Here is a 19,557-nt window from a genome sequence, read left to right as displayed (position 1 = left end):
TTTTATAAATACTTTTAAAATTCGAGCGAGATGGCAATATCTTCATTAAATCCGGCCTTATTAATTTCTATGCCAAGCGGCGGCGAATGGTTGTGGATCGTTTTGGTAGTAGTTATTTTATTTGGCGGCCGTAAGATTCCTGAGCTGGCAAAAGGCATAGGAAGAGGTATTAGAGAGTTCAACGATGCTAAAGAAGGTGTGAAAAAAGAGATCGAAAGCGGCATCAATGAAACACCTAACGCTAATCAGAACAAATAATAACGTATAACGTACGTACATTTTAGGTAAAACCGGGTAAGACTTATATCAATATAAGCCTTGCCCGGTTTTAATTTTTTATTATTTTTTTTACAAAAAAATTGTTATTATTGTATTAGAATTAATGCATCGGTATTAAACAATGCCGATGTATTTCGTTCTAATGAAGTGTATGGATTCGGGTTTGTTTATTATATCAAAAATAAGCTTGCTGGAATTGTTTTTTAACCGATTAAAATAGTAAAAATGCCTTGGAAAAAGATTTTTTGTGCGGTGATGATGTACGTGCCAAGTGTAACTTTTGCACAAAAGAAGGTAAAAGAAGACAATAAACCCCTAGCAGAAAATGTATCTCCCATGAAAGCTGCTGCTCCGAAACCCCTGGAGAAAACAGCACAACCAACCAACCTGACACCCGCATCATTAACCAAAACAAACACGCCGACAACTGCGGATGCGCCGCATAAGCTTACAGAGCGCAGCCGTAAAGAAAAAGGAGATCAATACGTGCCTATAGCCGGTGAGATCGCCTATTTTGGAAAGAATAATGATTATGTACTGAATTATGTCAAGAACTATTATCAGAATAATATAAGACATTTCAGTACCATTAAGCAAAGAAGCAACCGCTACTTTAAAATCATTGACCGTACTTTCGACAGAAGGGAAGTGCCACTGGAGATGAAATATCTCTGTGTGATCGAATCTGCTTTTAACAGCAGTGCCACCTCTCCTGTAGGAGCAGTAGGTCCCTGGCAGTTTATGCCGGCTACCGGCCAGTTTATGGGTCTGGTAGTGAATGAGAAAGTAGATGAGCGTAAAGACTGGGGTAAATCGACCAACGCAGCTGCGAAATATGTAAACTATCTGTATGATCAGTTCCAGGACTGGTTACTGGTGGTTGCGGCATATAACAGTGGCCCTAGACCCGTAATGGATGCAATTAAGAAGACCGGTAAAGCAGATTTCTTTGCCATTAAGAAATACCTGCCTGCCGAAACGCAAAACCACGTTATGGCTTTTATTGCAACTGCTACGGTGATGGAGCGCATGGAAAATTATGTAGGAAGCAGCCTACCTGGCAACTTTAACTGGAAGTGGTTGAATGTAGGCCTTGACAAACCTGGTGCCGCCGCAGATTCAATGCCTGCAAAACCTAAAAACCCATTGCTGTTACGTTTCTCAGAAGAGGAATTGAAAACAATGGCGATCGTGGAAATCAAAAAACCGATCGATATGGATGTGCTGGCCAATGTACTGCAGGTAGACCGCAGGTTACTGGGCAAATGGAACTATGACTTCTACAGCTTTGTAGATGATTTTAATGCCGGAGAAAAAGTAAAATTCCACTTACGTATTCCTAAAGATAAACTGGATACATACCTGGAGAAAAAAGACTTTATCGAAAGACAAAAAACCGATTTTAGCAATTTGTAACGCAACAAATAAAAAGGAAAGCGCGGAACTGATTCAGTTCCGCGCTTTCCTTTTTATCATTTAAGGATTAGAATCTTAACGTGATACCCGCATTAGCCGGGCTCAGGTTGTCATAACCAACTTCCGCATAAACAGCGAATTTAGGGTTGAAGTAATATCGTGCACCTGCTTTACCTATGATCACCGGAGTTACATCGGTAGCATCAACATAATTGTCGCTTACAATATTTACACCAACACCAACACCTGCATATACGTCCAGTTTAGACACCGGAATCAGTTTGTTGAAGTGATAGTAACCCATTGCTGCCAGTGTAGTCTCTACGTAGCCGTAACGGTCGCCACCATACTTGTAGGAACCGGTACCCACGCCACCTAAGAAACCGATACCGATTTCATTGGCTACACCGTGTTCGTATTTTACGTACAACGGAGGTAAGCCTACATTGTAATAGCTATAAGCATCAGGTACACCAATGCCGATAGAAAGCAAGCCGGTGCTTTTACTGAAAGAACCACTGTTTCTTGTTTTGTAAGGCTGGCTGTAAAAGCCTCTTTTTTGTGCATAGGTAGATACGCTTGTGCCTAATACCAATGCCAGTGCAGTTATGGATAATGCAATTTTTTTCATAAAAAATAATGTTTGTTACCTGCAAAACTACGACAACGAGTGCCAATATAGAAGCCCTACTTTGCAAGTAAAGGGTTAAACTTTCTTAATTAATTGATAAATATTCTGCTGATATTCTGTATTTTAAGAATATGAATCACCGGTTGCTGTATTTCTTTAATGTGTCCGTAACGGCTTCAATGACATGAGCGCGGGTGATGCAGCTCATTACCTGCAATTGCTCATCGCAGATAATGAGCATGGGGAATACTCCTTCCGGGTTCAGCACCTCGGCCCAGGCATCATTCAATTGCTTGTCTTCAAGAGGTAGTTTTTTGCGCTGCGGAAAGTCCGCATTGTAGTATACATAATAGTTGTTTATTAACTGCTGTATACTATCCTTTTGCAGAACATGATTATTGAAGTAGTGACAATGGCTGCACCAGTCCGAACCAGAGAAGTATACTGCTATGTACTTATGCTCCTTACTGGCCTGCTCTGTAAAGCGATTTAGGAGCTGTTTGTCCGGCGGAGCCATCAACAGCAGAAGACTGAATAATCCTGATATAAATGTGCTCATTATAATACAATGATTATTTATCAGCAATTTACGCATAAAATGGGCCGGAAGCTTAGCTTCCGGCCCATTTTATGAAACGTTAACGATTATATATTAAGCGGCATTAATTCCTTTTCTAGCCCAGAGGCTGATAAAGAAGCCGACAATCATAATAATGATACCCAGCCACAATAACCATATCATCGGGAATATCAGGGCTTTCATCACGATGTAATCATCCTGTTGTGCTCTTTGTCTGATACCCAGGGTAATGGTTTCCTTGATAGGATCTATTTTATCTACTTTAATAAAAGTACCCAGTGCATTCAGAGAGTCATATGCAGTACCGGTCTCATTACCTCTTACAAAGAATACCGGCTGTATGGTACCCACACTGCCGTTTACATCATAGCCGTGCAGGTTGATGCCAACGGGTACATCTCCTTCGGTTTTGGTGTAATTCTTGTTACGGATATTCGGGTCGAAGTCTTCGAATACAAAGTATCCGTTGCTTACATAAATACTGTCTCCTTTTTTGATCTCCAGCGGATGGTAAGAGCTGGTATCGGTTTTGCCTTTAGGATCCGGGGCAGAGGTTATGTATACGAAGATATCTCTGTTCCAGTAATGGCGTGCATCCGGGTTAGAGCTCAGGCCTTCCTGACCTTTAGCATTGATGAATGCATCCGGGTAGAGCATAAAGGACTCTGTTGTTGCTCCGGTTTTAGGGTCTGTTTTTTCGAAACGTAAACGGAAGTAAGTGATCGGCGGATCATTTTTAGTATCCGTACTATCGCCCAGGTAACGTACCATATAATCGCCCATTGGCAATGCCGTATTGCGGTATAGCATAACGTTGTTACGGCTTTCCTGAGCATTTTCTTCAAAGGTTTCCTTACCGAAGTTCATCACCTTACCGCTGATGTCTTTAGAGATCACTTCCTTCTTGTAAGAAGAGAACAAGATACCCAGCAGCATCATCGCAAAACCAATATGGGTTACCGAACCACCGGCTTTCTTCAGATTGCCTTTCTGTGCAGTAAACAGGTAGTAAATATTGCCGAACAGGGCGTATAAAGATACACACAGGTACACCATGTATTGTACATGAGCAATCTTCTGCCAGTTAATCACCCATACGCTAATCGCCAAGGATAATAACATCAGGATACCGGTTACGGTCCAGAACTTTTTCAGGTTACCCGATTTCTTGAATTTCAGGAATTGAGTAGCACCGGTAAGCAGGGCAATAACGATGGCAAACCATACCTGTATATTGTTATAGTACGCTTCTCTGTTAGTCGGAGGAGCGATGTCCGTTCCGAATATCTGTTTGTATAAAGGCGCCCAAACCGGGAGAGAGGTAGCGGCAATAATCTGAATAGAACTTAATAAGAATGCTATCGAACCGATCAGCATCCAGAATTCACGGCTGCTGGTCTCTTCTTCACCCGCGATATGCGGCATTTTGCGCCAGCGACCGATCATCAGTGCAATACCCCAGACCAGCAGGATAAAGATGGCGATCAGCAGGTGCCATTTCATAGAAGCACCTTCGCCGGTAAAGGCGTGTACAGAAGTATCGCCCAAGATACCCGTACGGGTAAGGAAGGTAGAATACCAAATCAGTACATATTGTAGTATAAAGAAGATAAGGGTTATTTTCAGAGAGCGGCCAGTGCTCTTGTAGATCAGCAGGGTATGTAATGCTGCGATCACAATGAGCCAGGGTACCAGAGAGGCGTTCTCTACCGGATCCCATGCCCAGTAGCCACCGAAGGTAAGGCTTTCATATGCCCATGCACCACCCATCATGATACCTGTGCCTAATATAGCACCGGTAGCCAGGGTCCAGCGTAAGGCTGGGTTGATCCATGTTTTGTATTCTCCTTTCCATAAGGCAGCAAGGCCGTAGGCAAATGGAAATAAAGTGAGCGCAAAGCCAAGGAACAGTACCGGAGGGTGGATTACCATCCAATAGTTCTGCAGTAAAGGATTCAGTCCCTTACCATCCGTAATAAACTCCATGTAATTGGCCTGGTGGAAGATAGGGGCATCCTGCATTTCATTGCGCAGCAGGGTGAAGGCAGAGCCTCCGATCTTGGTATCGCCAAAGTAAATGCCCAGCTGTAAGGTACACAGTATAGCCTGTACGACCAGTACAACGACCATTACACGGCTTTCCCACTGTTTGCCGCGCCAGAGTACAAAGAAGCCGAGTACGGCATGCCAGAAGGTCCAGAGCAGAAAACTACCTTCGGAACCTTCCCAGAAACAAGCCAGCAGGTATTTAGCCTTAAGGCCTATAGAGCTGTGCTTCCAGGCATAATGGTATTCGAATAAGTGGTTTTGAATAATGTAAAAGAGGGTAATAAAAATCCCGATGACAGCAAAGGCGTGCAGCACATAGCTCATACGGGATAGTTTCAGCCAGCTCAGACTAAGGTCCGGCTTCGAGGTTTCAAATTTAGTAACCTGCAGGTAACTGAATAAAGAAAATAAAGATGCGACAAAGGAAAATACCAACAAGAACTGCCCGATCTGTCCAGGCAATAAATGTTCTCCTGTAAATGTTTGTTCCAAGATTAAAGGGATAAAAAGTGAAATTAGGCTGGCTTGCTGGCAACAACGACCTGGTCGTTTTCGTATTTAGACGGACATTTCATCTGGATTTTTTCGCAGTGAAATTCGTTGTCTTTTACGAAACCGGTCATGACCAGCTGCTCTGAGCGCTCAAAGTCCTGAGGTTTGGTGCCGTTAAAGATGACACGCAGGGGCTTACCTTTCTGATCTTTTGCGTAGAATACAAATTTGTTGGCATCTACCTTTGGATCATACTCCATAGCCTGGCCTTTATCTAATGTGCCCATTACGACAAATGTGTTGCCCGGCTTTTCTGCCGCAGAGGCAAAGGTTTCATAAGTGCTGAAACTGCCGAATGAGGATACAATAACGCCAATCGTAACTGCAATCAAAACTAAGACAATGATACTTGACTTTTTCATGTTTAAACCTGAATTGAATATTTGTGCAAAATTAACTCAATTTCAGCGAGTCTTGAGGCATTTTTAATAGCTTTTCTCTATAGGCTTGTTTTTGCTGACAATTCCGTGACAATGCACTTTTGAAATCAATGTTGATGCGTATTACGGGCTTCGTACGCTTTGCCGATCTTCAGATCATTAAAGCTGTAATCAGCGCCCAGCATCTCTTTAAGTTCTGTTAAAGTTTTATGTGGATTGTCTTCCAGGGCTTTACGGACAGCAGAAAGCTTGTCTTTGCTTAGCAGCTGTTCTGCTTCAATAGTGCCATCGGTAACACAGTCGGCCAGGTGCCCGAATATGGTATTGACGCTCATATTGCGTGTCTCGGCAATCTTTTCGATAGACATGCCTTCTTTGAAGAGTTCCAGGCTTATGGCTTTGGACTGGCCTTTCTCTGCTTTTGGTTTAGGCTCTGCATCAGCAGTGGTAACAGATGCGGCATCGATCGGTACCGGGGCAAACATTTTATGCACTTCCTGCATTACCGTGTCCATATTCAGTTGTACAGAAAGCCCCATAGCCACTGCCGCAGCCTGTTCGATCTGTATCTGTTTGCGCTCCAGCGCCTGTATCTGCGCTTTTACCTCGCTGATGTATTTTTTTGTTTTCTGCTTTACCCGGTATGCTTCGGCATGTTGCCTTACGGCCTGCAGTACTATGGTCAGTTTGCCCAGATACCAGGTCGCACCTGCCTGTACACGATCATTTAATTGCTGATAACGGTTGGCATCATTCAGGTTCAGTAGCTGATGGATCTGGGGTACGAATCTTCTGCCGGTCTGCTCCATTTCTTTAACCAGGTTCAGCATCTCTAGGGCAAATTCAGAGGCCTCTTCTTTTTCCGGTATCGCACGCCTGATCATATCCTTGGTGAAATCCAGCCAGAGATCATAAGCCTCTGCCAGGTCAAATGCCTGTGCAATGGCCTGTTCTGCAAATATTTTCTGGCTCATGCGCAACTGGTTGTCCAGGGCATCTTCGGGGCTTTCGTTTTGGGCAAAATCAATAATCCGGGGATCGGTATTGATACTGGCCGGAGTGATTTTTGATTTCAGTACCATGCCATCGATCCGGGTAAGCCGGCTGAGCGCCACATATACTTGTCCGGGAGCGAAGGATTGTCCGGCATCAATAATGGCCTTTTCAAAGGTCAGCCCCTGACTTTTATGGATGGTTACCGCCCATGCCAGCCGGATCGGGTATTGTGTATAGGTACCCAGTTCCAGTTCCTTGATTTCATCGTTTTCCTTGTCGAAATCGTATTTGATATTCTTCCAGGTTTCCGCCTCCAGCACCAGCAGATCTGCTTCATTGGGAAAGCGCACGGTTATATGCTTCGCTTCTGCATCGATCTGCTCAATGGTGCCGATCTTACCATTATAAAAGCGCCTGTTTTCACCCTTGTCATTTTTGATAAACATGATCTGGGCACCGGTTTTCAGCACCAGTTGCTCATCGACTGGGTAGGCGTTCTGAGGAAATTCGCCTGTGATCTTTGCGCCAAAAACAACAGGTGCAGAGAGGAGTTGCTCCAGGGCCCCCTGGTTGATTTCATCTGCCTTGTAATTGTGCGTGGTCAGGGTGATGTAGGCCGAATGAGCATCCGGAATAAAGTAAGGATCGTAATGCTCATTCAGGATCTCCAGGTCCTCTTCATTGCAGGTATTATTGCGCACATTGTTCAGAATCTTAATAAAGAGTTCATCGCTTTGGCGGTAAATCTTTTTCAGTTCAATATATACCGGCTCAGCTTCCCTCATGACCAGGGCATCGAAGAAAAACGGCGAATTGTAGACCTCCTGCAACTGCTCCCATTCCTCGTCTTTCACAACAGGCGGCAACTGAAACATATCACCGATAAAGATCATCTGCACTCCGCCGAAAGGCGTATCCGGCTTATACCGTACCATGCGCAGCAGGGCATCAATAGCATCCATTGTATCGGCCCGTACCATAGAGATCTCATCTATAATAAGGGTATCGAGACTCTTGATGATGTCACGTTTAATACTGGTCAGTTTGGCTTTTGCAAAGAGTTGGTTCTTGTTGTATACATTGGCATAAGCACCGCCCCAAACCGTTTTATTGGTCGGGATATAAGTGCCGAAGGGTAGATTGAAGAAAGAGTGTATCGTTGTACCACCGGCATTAATAGCCGCCACACCTGTAGGGGCGATCACGGCCATACGTTTATGACTGTGTTCCTTGATATGCCTTAAAAAGGTGGTCTTACCCGTTCCGGCTTTACCGGTCAGGAATATAGGTTGGTTGGTCTGGTTTACAAAGGCTACTGCTTTCTCAAAAATACTATTCGGCTCCATTACGGTCTTTGTCTCTGTTGGAAATACTAAAAAAGATGTCAGTGTAGCATTACCCCTGACATCTTGTTGTTTATTGATTTGATCTTTTTTACGGAAGCGATGCTTAGCCCGCTGCGTTATTATCTTTACTGATCGCACTGCGGAACAGCAGGATGTCTTTGTCGAAAAGGTAGATACCACCTTTGTCATCGCCCACCAGTTCCAGTTTGTCATTCAGGGTACGTGCCAGAGCCTCTTCTTCCAGTTGCTCGGTTACATACCATTGCAGGAAGTTATGTGTAGAAAAATCTCTTTCCTGTAAGGCCAGGCCCACCAGTTCGTTGATGCTTTCAGATACAGCGATCTCATGTTTCAGGAATTCTTCAAATACACGTTGCAGGGATTGGAATGTAATATTAGGCTGCTCCAGGGTAGGAACGATTGCAAATCCACCACGTTCATTAATATAACGAATCAGTTTCAGCATGTGTACACGCTCTTCATCACTTTGCTGATAGAAGAAGTTGGTAACACCATCCAGACCGGGTTGAATTTCGGCCCAGCTGGCCATGGCCAGATATGCTTGAGAAGATGCTGCTTCCATGGCAACCTGTCTGTTCAGGGCATCTTGCATTGTTTTCGATAACATATATTTTCTTGTTTTAGTGTGTGTACAAAAATACGTTTTTTTGCTGAGGGAAAGGTACAAAAAACTGCTGTAATATTGAATTAGCCTTTCTTTAAGAGTTTCAGGTAACGCTGTAACTTTTTCTCTTTAGGCGGGTAATCTTCCACATCGGGCAGGCGCATACTGATGATCTCGGCCAGTTGAGCGTAGTGTGTTGCGGGGATATGTTTTGTTGCGGTTTCGGCATAGCTCGGCAATTGATTGACCGGACTTTTCAGTACCTCATCCAGCAGCAGGGCAGTGGTCGTATCTGTATATTGCTGCTCCTGAGAGAGCATCGCCAGCATACGTACATAAGCATCTCTTGCAATTACCGAAGGACCGTCTGCAATAGCAGCAAAAAGACCCAGGTGTTCGAAGATGGCTTCTTTGTCCAGATGCGCGCACATACTGATGAGCATCATCACGCCCCATTTCAGTTTCTCAGGACCTTCTTTCGCTTCCGTAAAGAGTTGAGGGAAATAGGGTACAATGACTTCCGGTTCCCGTTCTGCAATGATCTTCAGATCTTTCAGTGCCTGAATCTTAATGGCAAATTTGCTTTGGAATAAAGCGTCGAACAGATGCTTATAAGGGTCCATATACTTCCGTAATCGTGGTTAATTCGTTTTTATAATATTGATTGAGCTGGACTAAAAGGTCAAAATGAGCTCTTTTCCTGCGCTGACTCACGGCCGATTGCCGGATGCGGAGCCAGTCGGCGATTTCCTGCTGGCTTTTTTCGGGGAAGATGATGCTGAGTTCAACTATTTCAGCTTCCAGCACCGACCATTCGTTCATACTGACCAGTGCAAAGTCCAGTAGGAGATTGAACTGGCGGTCGAAGGAGGGATCGGCCGATTGCAGCGCAAAGGTAGCCTGTTTGGGAATACGCTCCTCTGCCTGCCAGTTGCAGTAATCATACGCTGTTCCGGCGCCATTGCGCAACGATGATCCGGTTTGCTCTTCTGTACCCAGACCGATGGACAGGGCAACGTCCAGATCCGGTACCTGCCGGAAGATTGCTTTGATGCAAATTGCCGTCCACAGGGCATCCTGTGCCGCTACTTTTAAGAGTAGGGCATTGCCACCAAAAATCTCCCAGTGTAGCGGGGGCAGACCAAAGCTGCTGAGGTACTGCTTCAGTTTGAATAACCACACGTTGGGGTTTACTTTCCAGGCATTCAGTATTTTACCGCTGATGATCGCAATCACAGGCTGAAAATAGATTTATTTTACCGGAAAATAACAGAAATTATTTGGGCATTTGATACACATATTGTTCCTTCGCAGACCCTCCTGATTTTTCTTGCTTTTATTTAAGAAATATATGTACCTTTGCACTCAATTTTCTAAAAAGTTGATTTAATGCAACCATCAGTAAAAATCTTTTCGGGTACCGTGTCCCAATATTTGGCGGAAGCTATCGCCAAAGCAGCAGGAAAGAAACTAAGTGAAGTAAGTATTCAGAAGTTTAGTGATGGTGAGTTTCAGCCGGTTTTTAAGGAGTCTGTACGTGGAGATCATGTTTTTTTAGTACAATCTACCTGTGCTCCTACAGACAACTTAATGGAGTTGTTGATGATGATCGATGCTGCACGCCGTGCTTCTGCAGGTTACATCACTGCGGTAATTCCTTATTACGGATTCGCCAGACAGGATCGTAAAGACAGACCGCGTGTATCTATCGCTTCTAAATTAATCGCTAATCTGTTAACCGAAGCAGGTGCAGACCGTGTAATGACTATGGATTTACACGCTCCGCAGATCCAGGGTTTCTTTGATATCCCGGTGGATCACCTGGACAGTTCAGCCATCTTTATCCCGTATATCGAGAACCTGAAACTGGACAATTTCATTTTCGCCGCTCCGGATGTGGGCAGTACCAACCGTGTAAGAGAAGTAGCCAGCTACTTTGGTGCGGAAATGGTAATCTGTGACAAATACCGTAAAAAAGCCAATGAAGTTGGTTCTATGACGGTAATCGGAGATGTAAAAGGTAAAAATGTAATCCTGATCGATGATATCTGTGATACTGCAGGTACGCTGTGTAAAGCAGCCTCCATCCTGATGGAAAAAGGTGCTTTGAGTGTTCGTGCATTCTGTACACACCCTGTATTAAGCGGTAAAGCATACGAAAACATCAATAATTCTGTATTGGAAAAATTGGTTGTATGTGATACAATGCCTCTGAAAGGAGAGTCTGATAAAATTGAAGTACTGACTAGTGCGCAATTATTTGCCATAGCCATCAAAAATACTTTTGAGAACAAGTCTATTACAAGCTTGTTTGCACATAAACCAAAACTGGTTTAAGTAAGTATCTAAACTACGTGTTTAACAACAAAATCTGGTGAAGCCCTGGGGGCAAAAAAATAAATTTAATATTCATCACGATTCAGCTTTAAACGTTTGCCAGAATACCGTTTAACACTGAAAAGTACAAGTTAAAACAAATTATGAACACAGTTGTTATCGAAGGACAATTGAGAACTGACTCAGGCAAGAAAGCCGCTCGCGATCTGCGTAGCCAAGGTAATGTATTAGGCGTTATCTACGGTGGTAAAGAAGAAGTACACTTCTATGCTCCGGTATTATCTTTCCGCTCTCTGATTTACACATCTGCATTCCAGATTGCTGAAATCAAAGTTGATGGTAAAAGCTACAAAGCGATCGTTAAAGATCTGCAGTTTGATGTAGTAACTGACCGTCTGAACCACATCGATTTCCTGGAGCTGGTTGAAGACAAGAAAGTAATCGCAAACCTGCCTTTCATCTTTGAAGGTCAACCTGAAGGTGTAAAAGCGGGTGGTCGTCTGCAATTACGTCTGAAAAAAGTAAAAGTACGTGCTTTCCCTAAAGATCTGACTGAAGGTATTAAAGTTGATCTGACTAACCTGGAACTGAACGGTAACTTACGCGTTGAAGATATCGCTGCAGGTAATGTAGAAATCATGATGTCTGGCCGTCAACCGGTAGCTTCTGTTGTGATGACTCGTGCACTGCGTCAAGCTGAAACTGAAGCAGCAAAAGGTAAAAAATAATCAATCTAACATTGATATAGTAAAGCGCAAACCATACGGTTTGCGCTTTTTTAATGCCCCTTAATGAGGCTATCTGTGTATAAGTTGAAGGAAATGCCTTTGTGCCCATTAATGCCTGATCTTGTTTTCATACACATTCTGTTTGGGCCTATTCATCATTTTGAGCGTAATCTGGTGAAATTCGATATACTTATTGAGGAAAAGTAAGTGTGTGTACTGCGCCCAGGTGCCAATCAATGGAGTTGCAGCAGTATTTTTTTGCTAAATGTATATTCTATTTATTTGCTTGTAATACATTGATTATTAATTGTTATGTGTGTTTTGTTTGGCATTTCTACCCATCTCCTTTCCTGATGTGAAAATATTTTTCTGAAAAAAAATTTGGTGGATTGAAATCTTTGCTATTACCTTTGCAACAGTTCTTTAAAAAATTACTTATTCAGAAAGGTAGAGGGATATGGCCCGATGACACCTTGACAACCTGCTTTTGCCTTCGGGCGAAGTAAGGTGCCAACTCCAGCTCGCAGCAATGCGGGAAAGATAAGTTCAGAATTCTTGCAATCAATAAACGTACGATATTGAAAAGCGCTTCTGACTATCAGGAGCGCTTTTTTCATTTTATGCGCTTCTGTGAGTACACTGCATAAGTGATTTATTTTTTAACCTGAAAAAAATAAAATCACAATGAGTATCAACACAACACAACTGATTCATTCTCTTCCAGTAGACCCATTAACCGGCTCTATCTCTGTACCCATCTACCAAACAGCAACATTCGTGCAGGATGCGCCTGGTGTACACAAAGGCTTTGACTATGCCCGTTCTAACAATCCTACCCGCGCTGCTTTAGAGCAACTCGTAGCACATCTCGAAGGAGGCACAAATGCTTATGCATTCGCAACCGGATTAGCTGCTATCGATGCGGTACTGAAGCTGTTAAGTGCCGGAGATGAGATCATTGCTGTAGATGATATCTATGGTGGGGCTTATCGCTTGTTCACGCATGTATATGCCAAATTCGGTATCAAAGTGCATTATGTAGATACTACCGAAGCAGATAATGTACTACAGTATATCAATGAAAAAACAAAGCTGATCTGGCTGGAATCTCCTACCAATCCTACTTTAAAAGTTTCCGATATTGAGCGCATTGCCGCAATTGCAAAATCCTTCAATGCACTGGTTGTAGTAGACAATACTTTCGCTTCTCCGGTGGCACAACAACCATTCCAGCTGGGAGCAGACATCATCATTCACAGTGGCACCAAATACCTGGGTGGGCACTCTGACCTGGTAGCCGGACTGGTTGTGGTGAACAATACAGAACTGGCGGATCAGATCAAATTTATTCAAAATGCATCAGGCGGTATTTTAGGACCGAATGATTGTTGGCTGCTGATCCGTGGTATTGAAACACTGACGCTGAGGGTAACCCGTCAATGTGAAACAGCCCTGCAGGTCGCTACCTTCCTGGAATCGCATGATGCTGTAGCTACTGTATACTATCCGGGTCTGAGCAGTCACAAAAACCATGAAATTGCAGCCAGACAACAAAACGGCTTATTCGGAGGTGTCATATCCTTCACCCTGAAAGAGGATACTGAAGAGGCTGCCAATGCGCTGGTGACTAACACACAATATTTCAAACTGGCAGAGAGCCTGGGTGGTGTAAAAAGCCTGATCTGCTCTCCTCCGCAAATGACGCACAAATCTATTCCTCGTGAAAAACGTTTGCAGTCCGGTGTTGCAGACTCCCTGATCCGCATCAGCTGTGGCATTGAAGAAGCCGAAGACCTGATCAAAGACCTGGAGCAAGCCCTGGTAAAAGCGCAGGTGAGTACTAAAGCAACTGCAGCACAAGCCGTTTAATCTTCCTTATATATAGCAGCGACCGTATAGCTTAACCGGCTATCGGGGTAGTGAGTACACTACCTTAGGGATTTTACATGCCTGACGGTCGCTTTTTCTTTACTTTTTTTAATATTAATACAACAATGAGCAATAAAAAATTAACCATAGGCCTTTTCGGATTCGGTGTAGTAGGAGAGGGTATATATCGTGTACTGCAGGATACGCAGTCTTTAAATGCCAGTATAAAAAAGATCTGTATCAAGCATATCGACAAAGGACGTAATGCGCCAGCAGCTTTATTTACAGACAATGCAGATGAACTGCTGAATGATGAAGAGATTAATGTAATTGTAGAGTTGATTGATGATGCAGACGCGGCGTATAGCATCGTTACCAAGGCGCTCCGCCAGCATAAATCTGTAGTATCGGCCAATAAAAAACTGATTGCAAATCACCATGAAGAACTGATCGGTCTTCGCGATGAGTTTGGTGTATCCTTCCTGTACGAAGCGGCTGTTTGCGGCAGTGTACCTGTGATTCGTAACCTTGAGGAGTATTATGATAATGACCTCTTATCTTCTGTTTCGGGTATTGTAAATGGCTCTACCAATTACATCCTGACGAAGATGAAGGAGGAGCAACTGCCTTATGAAACGGCTCTGAAACAAGCACAGGAACTGGGTTTTGCAGAGAGTGATCCTACCCTGGATGTGGAAGGTATAGATGCCGTGAATAAGCTGACGATTATACTGAAACATGCTTATGGTATTAATGAGATTCCGGAAGATATCCTCTACAGTGGCATTACCCAGATTCATGAAAGGGATATTCAGTATGCGCAGGAAAAAGGTTTTAATATCAAGTTGATTGCACAATCTATACAGGTTGAGGCCGGAAAAGTCGCTGCATTTATCTTACCCACATTTGTAGACCAGGAGAACCGACTGTTCAGTGTACGCAATGAGTTTAATGGTGTACTCATAGGAAGTAAGCTGGCCGATGAGCAATTCCTGTACGGGAAAGGTGCCGGCCGTTATCCGACTTCTTCTGCTGTACTGAGTGATATTGCAGCACTGCGCTACGATTATAAGTATGAGTATAAGAAGACTGCTCTGGGTATTAAGAATGAGCTGAGCAATGAGGTATACCTTCAGGTATATGTTAGTTTTGAATCCTGGGATACTATAGAGAAGGAACATTTTGTAGCTATTGACCAGGTGTTTAAAAGCACTGCCCGCAACTATATCATAGGTACGGTAAAGCTGGCTACCTTGCATAATGCAGAATGGTTCTACGATAAAAATGTATCGGTTATTGCTTTGGGAACGGGGGTGATCACAGATGGGGAGCTGGTACATAATGCCGCTTCTGTACTGGAACTGGCACAATAAAATTACCGGCTACTCAAAATGAGTGCATAAAAAAATAGCGATCCGAAAGCGGATCGCTATTTTTATTATTACATTAAGGATATTAATCTTCAGATTTACGTCCTTTTGCTTTTGCGATTACTTCTTCCTCAACGTTTCTAGGAGCCTGAGCGTAGTGGCTGAACTCCATTGTAGAAGATGCACGACCAGAAGACAGGGAACGTAATTGAGTTACATAACCAAACATTTCGCTCAATGGAACTTTTGCTTTGATTACTTGTAAGTTGTTACGGCTATCCATACCTTCCAGCATAGCGCGACGACGGTTTAAGTCACCTGTAACATCACCCATGTATTGGTCTGGAGTCAGAACTTCTACTTTCATGATTGGTTCCAGGATGATTGGCTTAGCCTGACGACCAGCTTCACGGTAACCTTGTTTCGCACATAATTCGAATGACATAGAGTCAGAATCGACCTGGTGGAAAGAACCATCAAATATTCTTACACGCATATGCTCTACAGGGAAACCTGCCAGAACACCAGCACCCATACAAGATTCGAAACCTTTCTGGATAGCAGGGATGAATTCTTTAGGGATAGATCCACCGAAGATATCATTTACGAACTGGAAAGTACCTTTACCTTCAGCCAGGAATGCTTCTTCAGCAGGTCCGATTTCAAACTGGATATCCGCGAATTTACCACGACCACCAGATTGTTTTTTGAACACCTCACGGTGGCTGATTTGCAGTGTGAATGCTTCTTTATAAGCAACCTGAGGAGCACCTTGGTTAACTTCAACTTTGAACTCGCGTTTCATACGGTCAACGATGATTTCCAGGTGTAACTCACCCATGCCGCTTAATACAGTCTGACCTGTATCTTCGTCAGATTTAACGCGTAAAGTAGGATCTTCTTCGATCAGTTTAGCGATCGCCATACCCATTTTATCAACGTCAGCCTGAGTTTTAGGCTCAACAGCGATAGAGATTACCGGCTCAGGAATAAACATGTTTTCCAGAACGATAGGGTGTTTCTCATCACACAGAGTATCTCCGGTTTTGATATCTTTAAAACCAACAGCAGCTCCGATATCACCAGCTTCGATGAAGTCGATAGGGTTTTGCTTGTTAGCGTGCATTTGCATGATACGGGAAATACGCTCGTTTTTACCGGAACGTACGTTCAGTACATAAGAACCTGCATCCAGGTGACCAGAGTATGCACGGAAGAACGCCAGACGACCTACGAATGGATCGGTCATGATCTTGAACGCCAGTGCAGCAAATGGTTCTTTTGCATCTGGTTTACGGTATAATTTTTCTTCAGGATTGTCAGGGTTAGTACCTTCGATCGCTTCGATATCCATTGGTGAAGGCAGGTAGCGGATTACGCAATCCAGCATTTTCTGAACACCTTTGTTTTTGTAAGAAGAACCACACAGCATTGGAATAATGCTCAGGTCAATAGTCGCTTTACGGATCGCTTCGTGGATCTCAGCCTCAGAAATTGAGTTAGGATCTTCGAAGAATTTCTCCATCAGTTGGTCATCATATTCAGCAACCGCTTCAACCAGCTGAGCTCTCCACAGTTCTGCTTCTTCTTGCATATCAGCAGGAACGTCACCTTCAGTATAAGTCATACCTTGAGTGTTATCATCCCAGATGATAGATTTCATTGTAACCAGGTCAACCACACCTTTGAAGTTATCTTCAGCACCGATTGGCAATTGCAGTGGAACTGCTTTTGCACCCAGCATATCTTTAATTTGCTGTACAACCATCAGGAAGTCAGCACCGATACGGTCCATTTTGTTTACGAAACCAACACGTGGTACACGGTAACGGTTTGCCTGACGCCATACTGTTTCAGACTGAGGCTCAACGCCATCAACTGCAGAGAATAAAGCAACCAGACCATCCAGTACACGCATAGAACGCTCTACCTCAACAGTAAAGTCAACGTGACCCGGAGTATCAATGATATTGAATTTATATTGTTTTGAATCAGGAACAGGTTGGCCCTGTACAGTAGGGAATTTCCAGAAACAAGTAGTTGCAGCTGAAGTAATGGTGATACCACGCTCTTGTTCTTGTGCCATCCAGTCCATGGTAGCACCACCTTCGTGTACTTCACCAATTTTGTGGTTTACACCAGTGTAATATAAGATACGTTCTGTAGTAGTGGTTTTACCAGCATCAATGTGTGCGGCAATACCAAAGTTGCGCTGTAAGCGTAAATCTGCCATAACAGTTTAGATTAAAAAAATTTATTTGATAAATTCAGGCTGCAAAGGTAGTATTTAGTATTTATATGAGAAAATATTATTTTATTAATGCATTTTCTTCTTTACATTAACCGTTTGGTATATAATCGCTGTGCTGTATAGCTTGTATATACTATATAAATTAAACTATATCAGACCATTAAGATCACTGTTCATAGATAAAATAAATAAAATTGTTTTGTGAGATCATTGTTTTAATTTTGGATCGCTAAAATTATCTGCTTGAGTACTAGAGAGAATATATCTGTTTTTGACATGTTTAAGATCGGCGTAGGGCCGAGTTCGTCACATACCCTTGGACCCTGGAGAGCCGCATTACAATTTCTGGATACTCTTCAGCAGCGTTATGGGCTTTCGTCAGTAAGTGCCGTAAGTGTAATGTTATATGGTTCACTTGCTAAAACTGGGGTGGGGCATGGAACAGATGTCGCTGTAATACTTGGTTTATGTGGTGCCGATCCGGTAACCTTCGATGTAAACCAGATCTATCCTACCATTGATCAGATTGCTGATCGTGGTATCATGAATCTGGGTGGTGTACAGGAAGTTCCTTTCCAGCCTAAGGAGCATGTTGTCTTCCTGATGAATGAGAGCCTGCCTTTCCATCCTAATGCCCTTACTTTTTTATGTACCCTGAATGACGGTACGCAGGTTGCCGAGACCTATTATTCTATCGGTGGCGGCTTCGTAGTGCAGGAAGGTGTAAATAGCAATCTGGCTTCTGAAGTGGAGTTGCCGTTTATCATTGAAAAATCGCAGGACCTGCTGCACTGGTGTATTAAGACCGGTTTGAGTATTTCCGAGATTGTACATGAGAACGAACTGGCCTGGAGACCTGAACGGGAGACCCGTGATGGTGTACTGAAGATATGGGAAACAATGAAGTCCTGTATATACCGTGGTTGCCATATTGATGGTAAACTGCCCGGAGGGCTGAATGTAAGCAGAAGAGCGGCTAAGCTGAATGCCCGCTTGTTACAGGGCAGTACTTATAATAATTATGAAGAATGGTTGCAGGCGATTCAGGCGAAGCCGGCTTCCTTCCAGTATATCCTGGATTGGGTAAGCTGTTTTGCCCTGGCGGTAAATGAAGAGAATGCTTCGTTCAGCCGTGTGGTAACCGCTCCGACTAATGGTGCTGCCGGTGTTATACCCGCAGTGCTGATGTATTATATTGCATTTTGTGGAGGCAATGATGCTGATAAAATTTACCATTTCCTGCTTTGCGCCAGTGAGATCGGCTCTATCTTCAAGAAAGGAGCGACCATTTCTGCCGCAATGGGCGGCTGCCAGGCTGAGATCGGAGTGTCTTCTGCGATGGCCGCAGCGGCATTGACCGAAATGCTGGGTGGTAGTCCACGACAGTGTATGATGGCAGCGGAGATTGCAATGGAACATCACCTGGGACTGACCTGCGATCCTGTAGGTGGCCTGGTGCAGGTGCCTTGTATCGAACGCAATACCATGGGGGCAATTAAGGCGATTACAGCGTCTCAACTGGCCCTCCAGAGCAATCCGGACAATGCAAGAGTCTCTCTTGATGCGGTGGTGAAAACCATGTGGGAAACCGCACTAGATATGAATACTAAATATAAAGAAACTGCCGATGGCGGCCTGGCTACGAATATCAGCCTTGCCCTGCCAGAGTGCTAAACTATTATAAGTGAAAAAAGCAGCCACCGAAAGATGGCTGCTTTTTTATTTGTGCATATTTTTGTTTAATTACGAAATATTCGTAGATTTACGAAAAATATGTAGACATGGAAAAGCTGACGATACCAGAAGAGGAGGCCATGCTGGCCATCTGGAAATTGAATGGAGGTTTTATAAAAGACATTCAGCAGGCAATGTCGCAAAATGAGATTCCTTATACAACCCTGGCCTCTACCGTTAAAAACCTTGAGCGTAAAGGGTATGTGCAGGCAGTGAAGTATGCCAATGCCTGGAGGTATGAACCGCTGATCCCTGAACCGGAATACAAGAAAGTACATATGGGCAATATCGTCCAGGATTATTTTCAGAACTCTTACAAAGCACTGGTGAACTTTTTTGTGGAGGATAACAAACTATCTGCCGAGGAACTGAAAGAGATTATTGCATTGATCGAACAGGGTAAAACGAAATAAT

At 43.6% G+C, this 19,557-nt stretch carries 16 protein-coding genes, 2 pseudogenes and 1 riboswitch; of the genes and pseudogenes, 8 read left to right on the top strand and 10 right to left on the bottom strand.

Annotated elements, in window-relative coordinates:
• Positions 1-30: 30 nt before the first annotated feature.
• Together FTD44_RS01340 and FTD44_RS01335 are read left to right on the top strand one after the other, a co-directional pair.
• Positions 31-258 carry a Sec-independent protein translocase subunit TatA/TatB gene (locus FTD44_RS01340; protein ID WP_237559503.1) on the top strand — a complete coding sequence of 76 codons (228 nt, stop codon included), beginning with the start codon at positions 31-33 and terminating at the stop codon, positions 256-258.
• A gap of 246 nt (positions 259-504) precedes the next feature.
• On the top strand, positions 505-1,695 hold the full coding sequence (locus FTD44_RS01335; protein ID WP_129021030.1) for a lytic transglycosylase domain-containing protein: 1,191 nt from the start codon (positions 505-507) through the stop codon (positions 1,693-1,695).
• Between the two features lie 67 nt (positions 1,696-1,762).
• Here FTD44_RS01335 and FTD44_RS01330 read toward each other — a convergent pair whose 3' ends face one another.
• The 9 genes and pseudogenes from FTD44_RS01330 to FTD44_RS01295 all read right to left on the bottom strand — a co-directional run bounded on the left by FTD44_RS01330 (position 1,763) and on the right by FTD44_RS01295 (position 10,090).
• Positions 1,763-2,326 carry a hypothetical protein gene (locus FTD44_RS01330; RefSeq protein ID WP_222164820.1) on the bottom strand — a complete coding sequence of 188 codons (564 nt, stop codon included), beginning with the start codon at positions 2,324-2,326 and terminating at the stop codon, positions 1,763-1,765.
• A gap of 136 nt (positions 2,327-2,462) precedes the next feature.
• The gene (locus FTD44_RS01325) at positions 2,463-2,885 is read right to left on the bottom strand and encodes a thioredoxin family protein (RefSeq protein WP_222164819.1); all 423 of its coding nucleotides are present in this window, start codon (positions 2,883-2,885) and stop codon (positions 2,463-2,465) included.
• 93 nt (positions 2,886-2,978) lie between these two features.
• Positions 2,979-4,460: pseudogene (locus FTD44_RS16260) on the bottom strand (cytochrome c-type biogenesis CcmF C-terminal domain-containing protein); the annotation flags it as partial.
• Between the two features lie 12 nt (positions 4,461-4,472).
• A pseudogene (gene ccsA, locus FTD44_RS16255) lies at positions 4,473-5,279 on the bottom strand (cytochrome c biogenesis protein CcsA); the annotation flags it as partial.
• A gap of 191 nt (positions 5,280-5,470) precedes the next feature.
• Complete coding sequence (locus FTD44_RS01315) at positions 5,471-5,869, bottom strand: cytochrome c maturation protein CcmE domain-containing protein (RefSeq protein WP_222164817.1); 399 nt, start codon at positions 5,867-5,869, stop codon at positions 5,471-5,473.
• A gap of 125 nt (positions 5,870-5,994) precedes the next feature.
• Positions 5,995-8,229: a helix-turn-helix domain-containing protein gene (locus FTD44_RS01310; RefSeq protein WP_222164816.1), complete on the bottom strand. Its 2,235-nt coding sequence runs from the start codon at positions 8,227-8,229 to the stop codon at positions 5,995-5,997.
• 103 nt (positions 8,230-8,332) lie between these two features.
• On the bottom strand, positions 8,333-8,857 hold the full coding sequence (locus FTD44_RS01305; RefSeq protein ID WP_222164815.1) for a ferritin: 525 nt from the start codon (positions 8,855-8,857) through the stop codon (positions 8,333-8,335).
• An 80-nt stretch (positions 8,858-8,937) separates the two neighbouring features.
• Positions 8,938-9,477 carry a hypothetical protein gene (locus FTD44_RS01300; RefSeq protein ID WP_222164814.1) on the bottom strand — a complete coding sequence of 180 codons (540 nt, stop codon included), beginning with the start codon at positions 9,475-9,477 and terminating at the stop codon, positions 8,938-8,940.
• Entirely contained in the window at positions 9,464-10,090 is a 627-nt protein-coding gene (locus tag FTD44_RS01295) for an RNA polymerase sigma factor sigma-70 region 4 domain-containing protein (protein ID WP_222164813.1), read from the bottom strand. Before FTD44_RS01295 ends, FTD44_RS01300 begins: the two co-directional genes overlap by 14 nt.
• 153 nt (positions 10,091-10,243) lie before the next feature.
• Here FTD44_RS01295 and FTD44_RS01290 point away from each other — a divergent pair, with 153 nt between their 5' ends.
• From FTD44_RS01290 to FTD44_RS01275, 4 genes are all read left to right on the top strand, one after another.
• Positions 10,244-11,191, top strand: a complete 948-nt coding sequence (locus tag FTD44_RS01290; protein WP_222164812.1) for a ribose-phosphate pyrophosphokinase — start codon at positions 10,244-10,246, stop codon at positions 11,189-11,191.
• Positions 11,192-11,334: 143 nt separating this feature from the next.
• Complete coding sequence (locus tag FTD44_RS01285; RefSeq protein ID WP_222164811.1) at positions 11,335-11,919, top strand: 50S ribosomal protein L25; 585 nt, start codon at positions 11,335-11,337, stop codon at positions 11,917-11,919.
• A 432-nt stretch (positions 11,920-12,351) separates the two neighbouring features.
• Positions 12,352-12,466: riboswitch (SAM riboswitch) on the top strand.
• 137 nt (positions 12,467-12,603) lie between these two features.
• Entirely contained in the window at positions 12,604-13,788 is a 1,185-nt protein-coding gene (locus FTD44_RS01280) for a trans-sulfuration enzyme family protein (protein ID WP_222164810.1), read from the top strand.
• A 125-nt stretch (positions 13,789-13,913) separates the two neighbouring features.
• Complete coding sequence (locus tag FTD44_RS01275) at positions 13,914-15,161, top strand: homoserine dehydrogenase (protein ID WP_222164809.1); 1,248 nt, start codon at positions 13,914-13,916, stop codon at positions 15,159-15,161.
• Between the two features lie 82 nt (positions 15,162-15,243).
• Here FTD44_RS01275 and fusA read toward each other — a convergent pair whose 3' ends face one another.
• On the bottom strand, positions 15,244-17,391 hold the full coding sequence (gene fusA, locus FTD44_RS01270) for an elongation factor G (protein ID WP_222164808.1): 2,148 nt from the start codon (positions 17,389-17,391) through the stop codon (positions 15,244-15,246).
• A 261-nt stretch (positions 17,392-17,652) separates the two neighbouring features.
• On the opposite strand from fusA, the gene FTD44_RS01265 reads away from it, so the two are divergent.
• Together FTD44_RS01265 and FTD44_RS01260 are read left to right on the top strand one after the other, a co-directional pair.
• On the top strand, positions 17,653-19,083 hold the full coding sequence (locus FTD44_RS01265; RefSeq protein WP_262901654.1) for an L-serine ammonia-lyase: 1,431 nt from the start codon (positions 17,653-17,655) through the stop codon (positions 19,081-19,083).
• Between the two features lie 107 nt (positions 19,084-19,190).
• Positions 19,191-19,556: a BlaI/MecI/CopY family transcriptional regulator gene (locus FTD44_RS01260; RefSeq protein WP_222164806.1), complete on the top strand. Its 366-nt coding sequence runs from the start codon at positions 19,191-19,193 to the stop codon at positions 19,554-19,556.
• Position 19,557: the final 1 nt, after the last annotated feature.

It is taken from the genome of Edaphocola aurantiacus (genome assembly GCF_019797745.1).
GTDB classification, from domain to species: Bacteria; Bacteroidota; Bacteroidia; order Chitinophagales; family Chitinophagaceae; genus Edaphocola; species Edaphocola aurantiacus.
Note: the sequence above shows the minus strand (reverse complement) of the source record. Positions and strands in the feature narration are given on the sequence as shown.

Bases quoted from the DNA above. Each gene is read 5' to 3' on its own strand.
- FTD44_RS01340 (WP_237559503.1), top strand. From the start codon at position 31: ATGGCAATATCTTCATTAAATCCGGCCTTATTAATTTCTATGCCAAGC.
- FTD44_RS01335 (WP_129021030.1), top strand. From the start codon at position 505: ATGCCTTGGAAAAAGATTTTTTGTGCGGTGATGATGTACGTGCCAAGT.
- FTD44_RS01330 (WP_222164820.1), bottom strand. From the start codon at position 2,326: ATGAAAAAAATTGCATTATCCATAACTGCACTGGCATTGGTATTAGGC.
- FTD44_RS01325 (WP_222164819.1), bottom strand. From the start codon at position 2,885: ATGAGCACATTTATATCAGGATTATTCAGTCTTCTGCTGTTGATGGCT.
- FTD44_RS01315 (WP_222164817.1), bottom strand. From the start codon at position 5,869: ATGAAAAAGTCAAGTATCATTGTCTTAGTTTTGATTGCAGTTACGATT.
- FTD44_RS01310 (WP_222164816.1), bottom strand. From the start codon at position 8,229: ATGGAGCCGAATAGTATTTTTGAGAAAGCAGTAGCCTTTGTAAACCAG.
- FTD44_RS01305 (WP_222164815.1), bottom strand. From the start codon at position 8,857: ATGTTATCGAAAACAATGCAAGATGCCCTGAACAGACAGGTTGCCATG.
- FTD44_RS01300 (WP_222164814.1), bottom strand. From the start codon at position 9,477: ATGGACCCTTATAAGCATCTGTTCGACGCTTTATTCCAAAGCAAATTT.
- FTD44_RS01290 (WP_222164812.1), top strand. From the start codon at position 10,244: ATGCAACCATCAGTAAAAATCTTTTCGGGTACCGTGTCCCAATATTTG.
- FTD44_RS01285 (WP_222164811.1), top strand. From the start codon at position 11,335: ATGAACACAGTTGTTATCGAAGGACAATTGAGAACTGACTCAGGCAAG.
- FTD44_RS01280 (WP_222164810.1), top strand. From the start codon at position 12,604: ATGAGTATCAACACAACACAACTGATTCATTCTCTTCCAGTAGACCCA.
- FTD44_RS01275 (WP_222164809.1), top strand. From the start codon at position 13,914: ATGAGCAATAAAAAATTAACCATAGGCCTTTTCGGATTCGGTGTAGTA.
- fusA (WP_222164808.1), bottom strand. From the start codon at position 17,391: ATGGCAGATTTACGCTTACAGCGCAACTTTGGTATTGCCGCACACATT.
- FTD44_RS01260 (WP_222164806.1), top strand. From the start codon at position 19,191: ATGGAAAAGCTGACGATACCAGAAGAGGAGGCCATGCTGGCCATCTGG.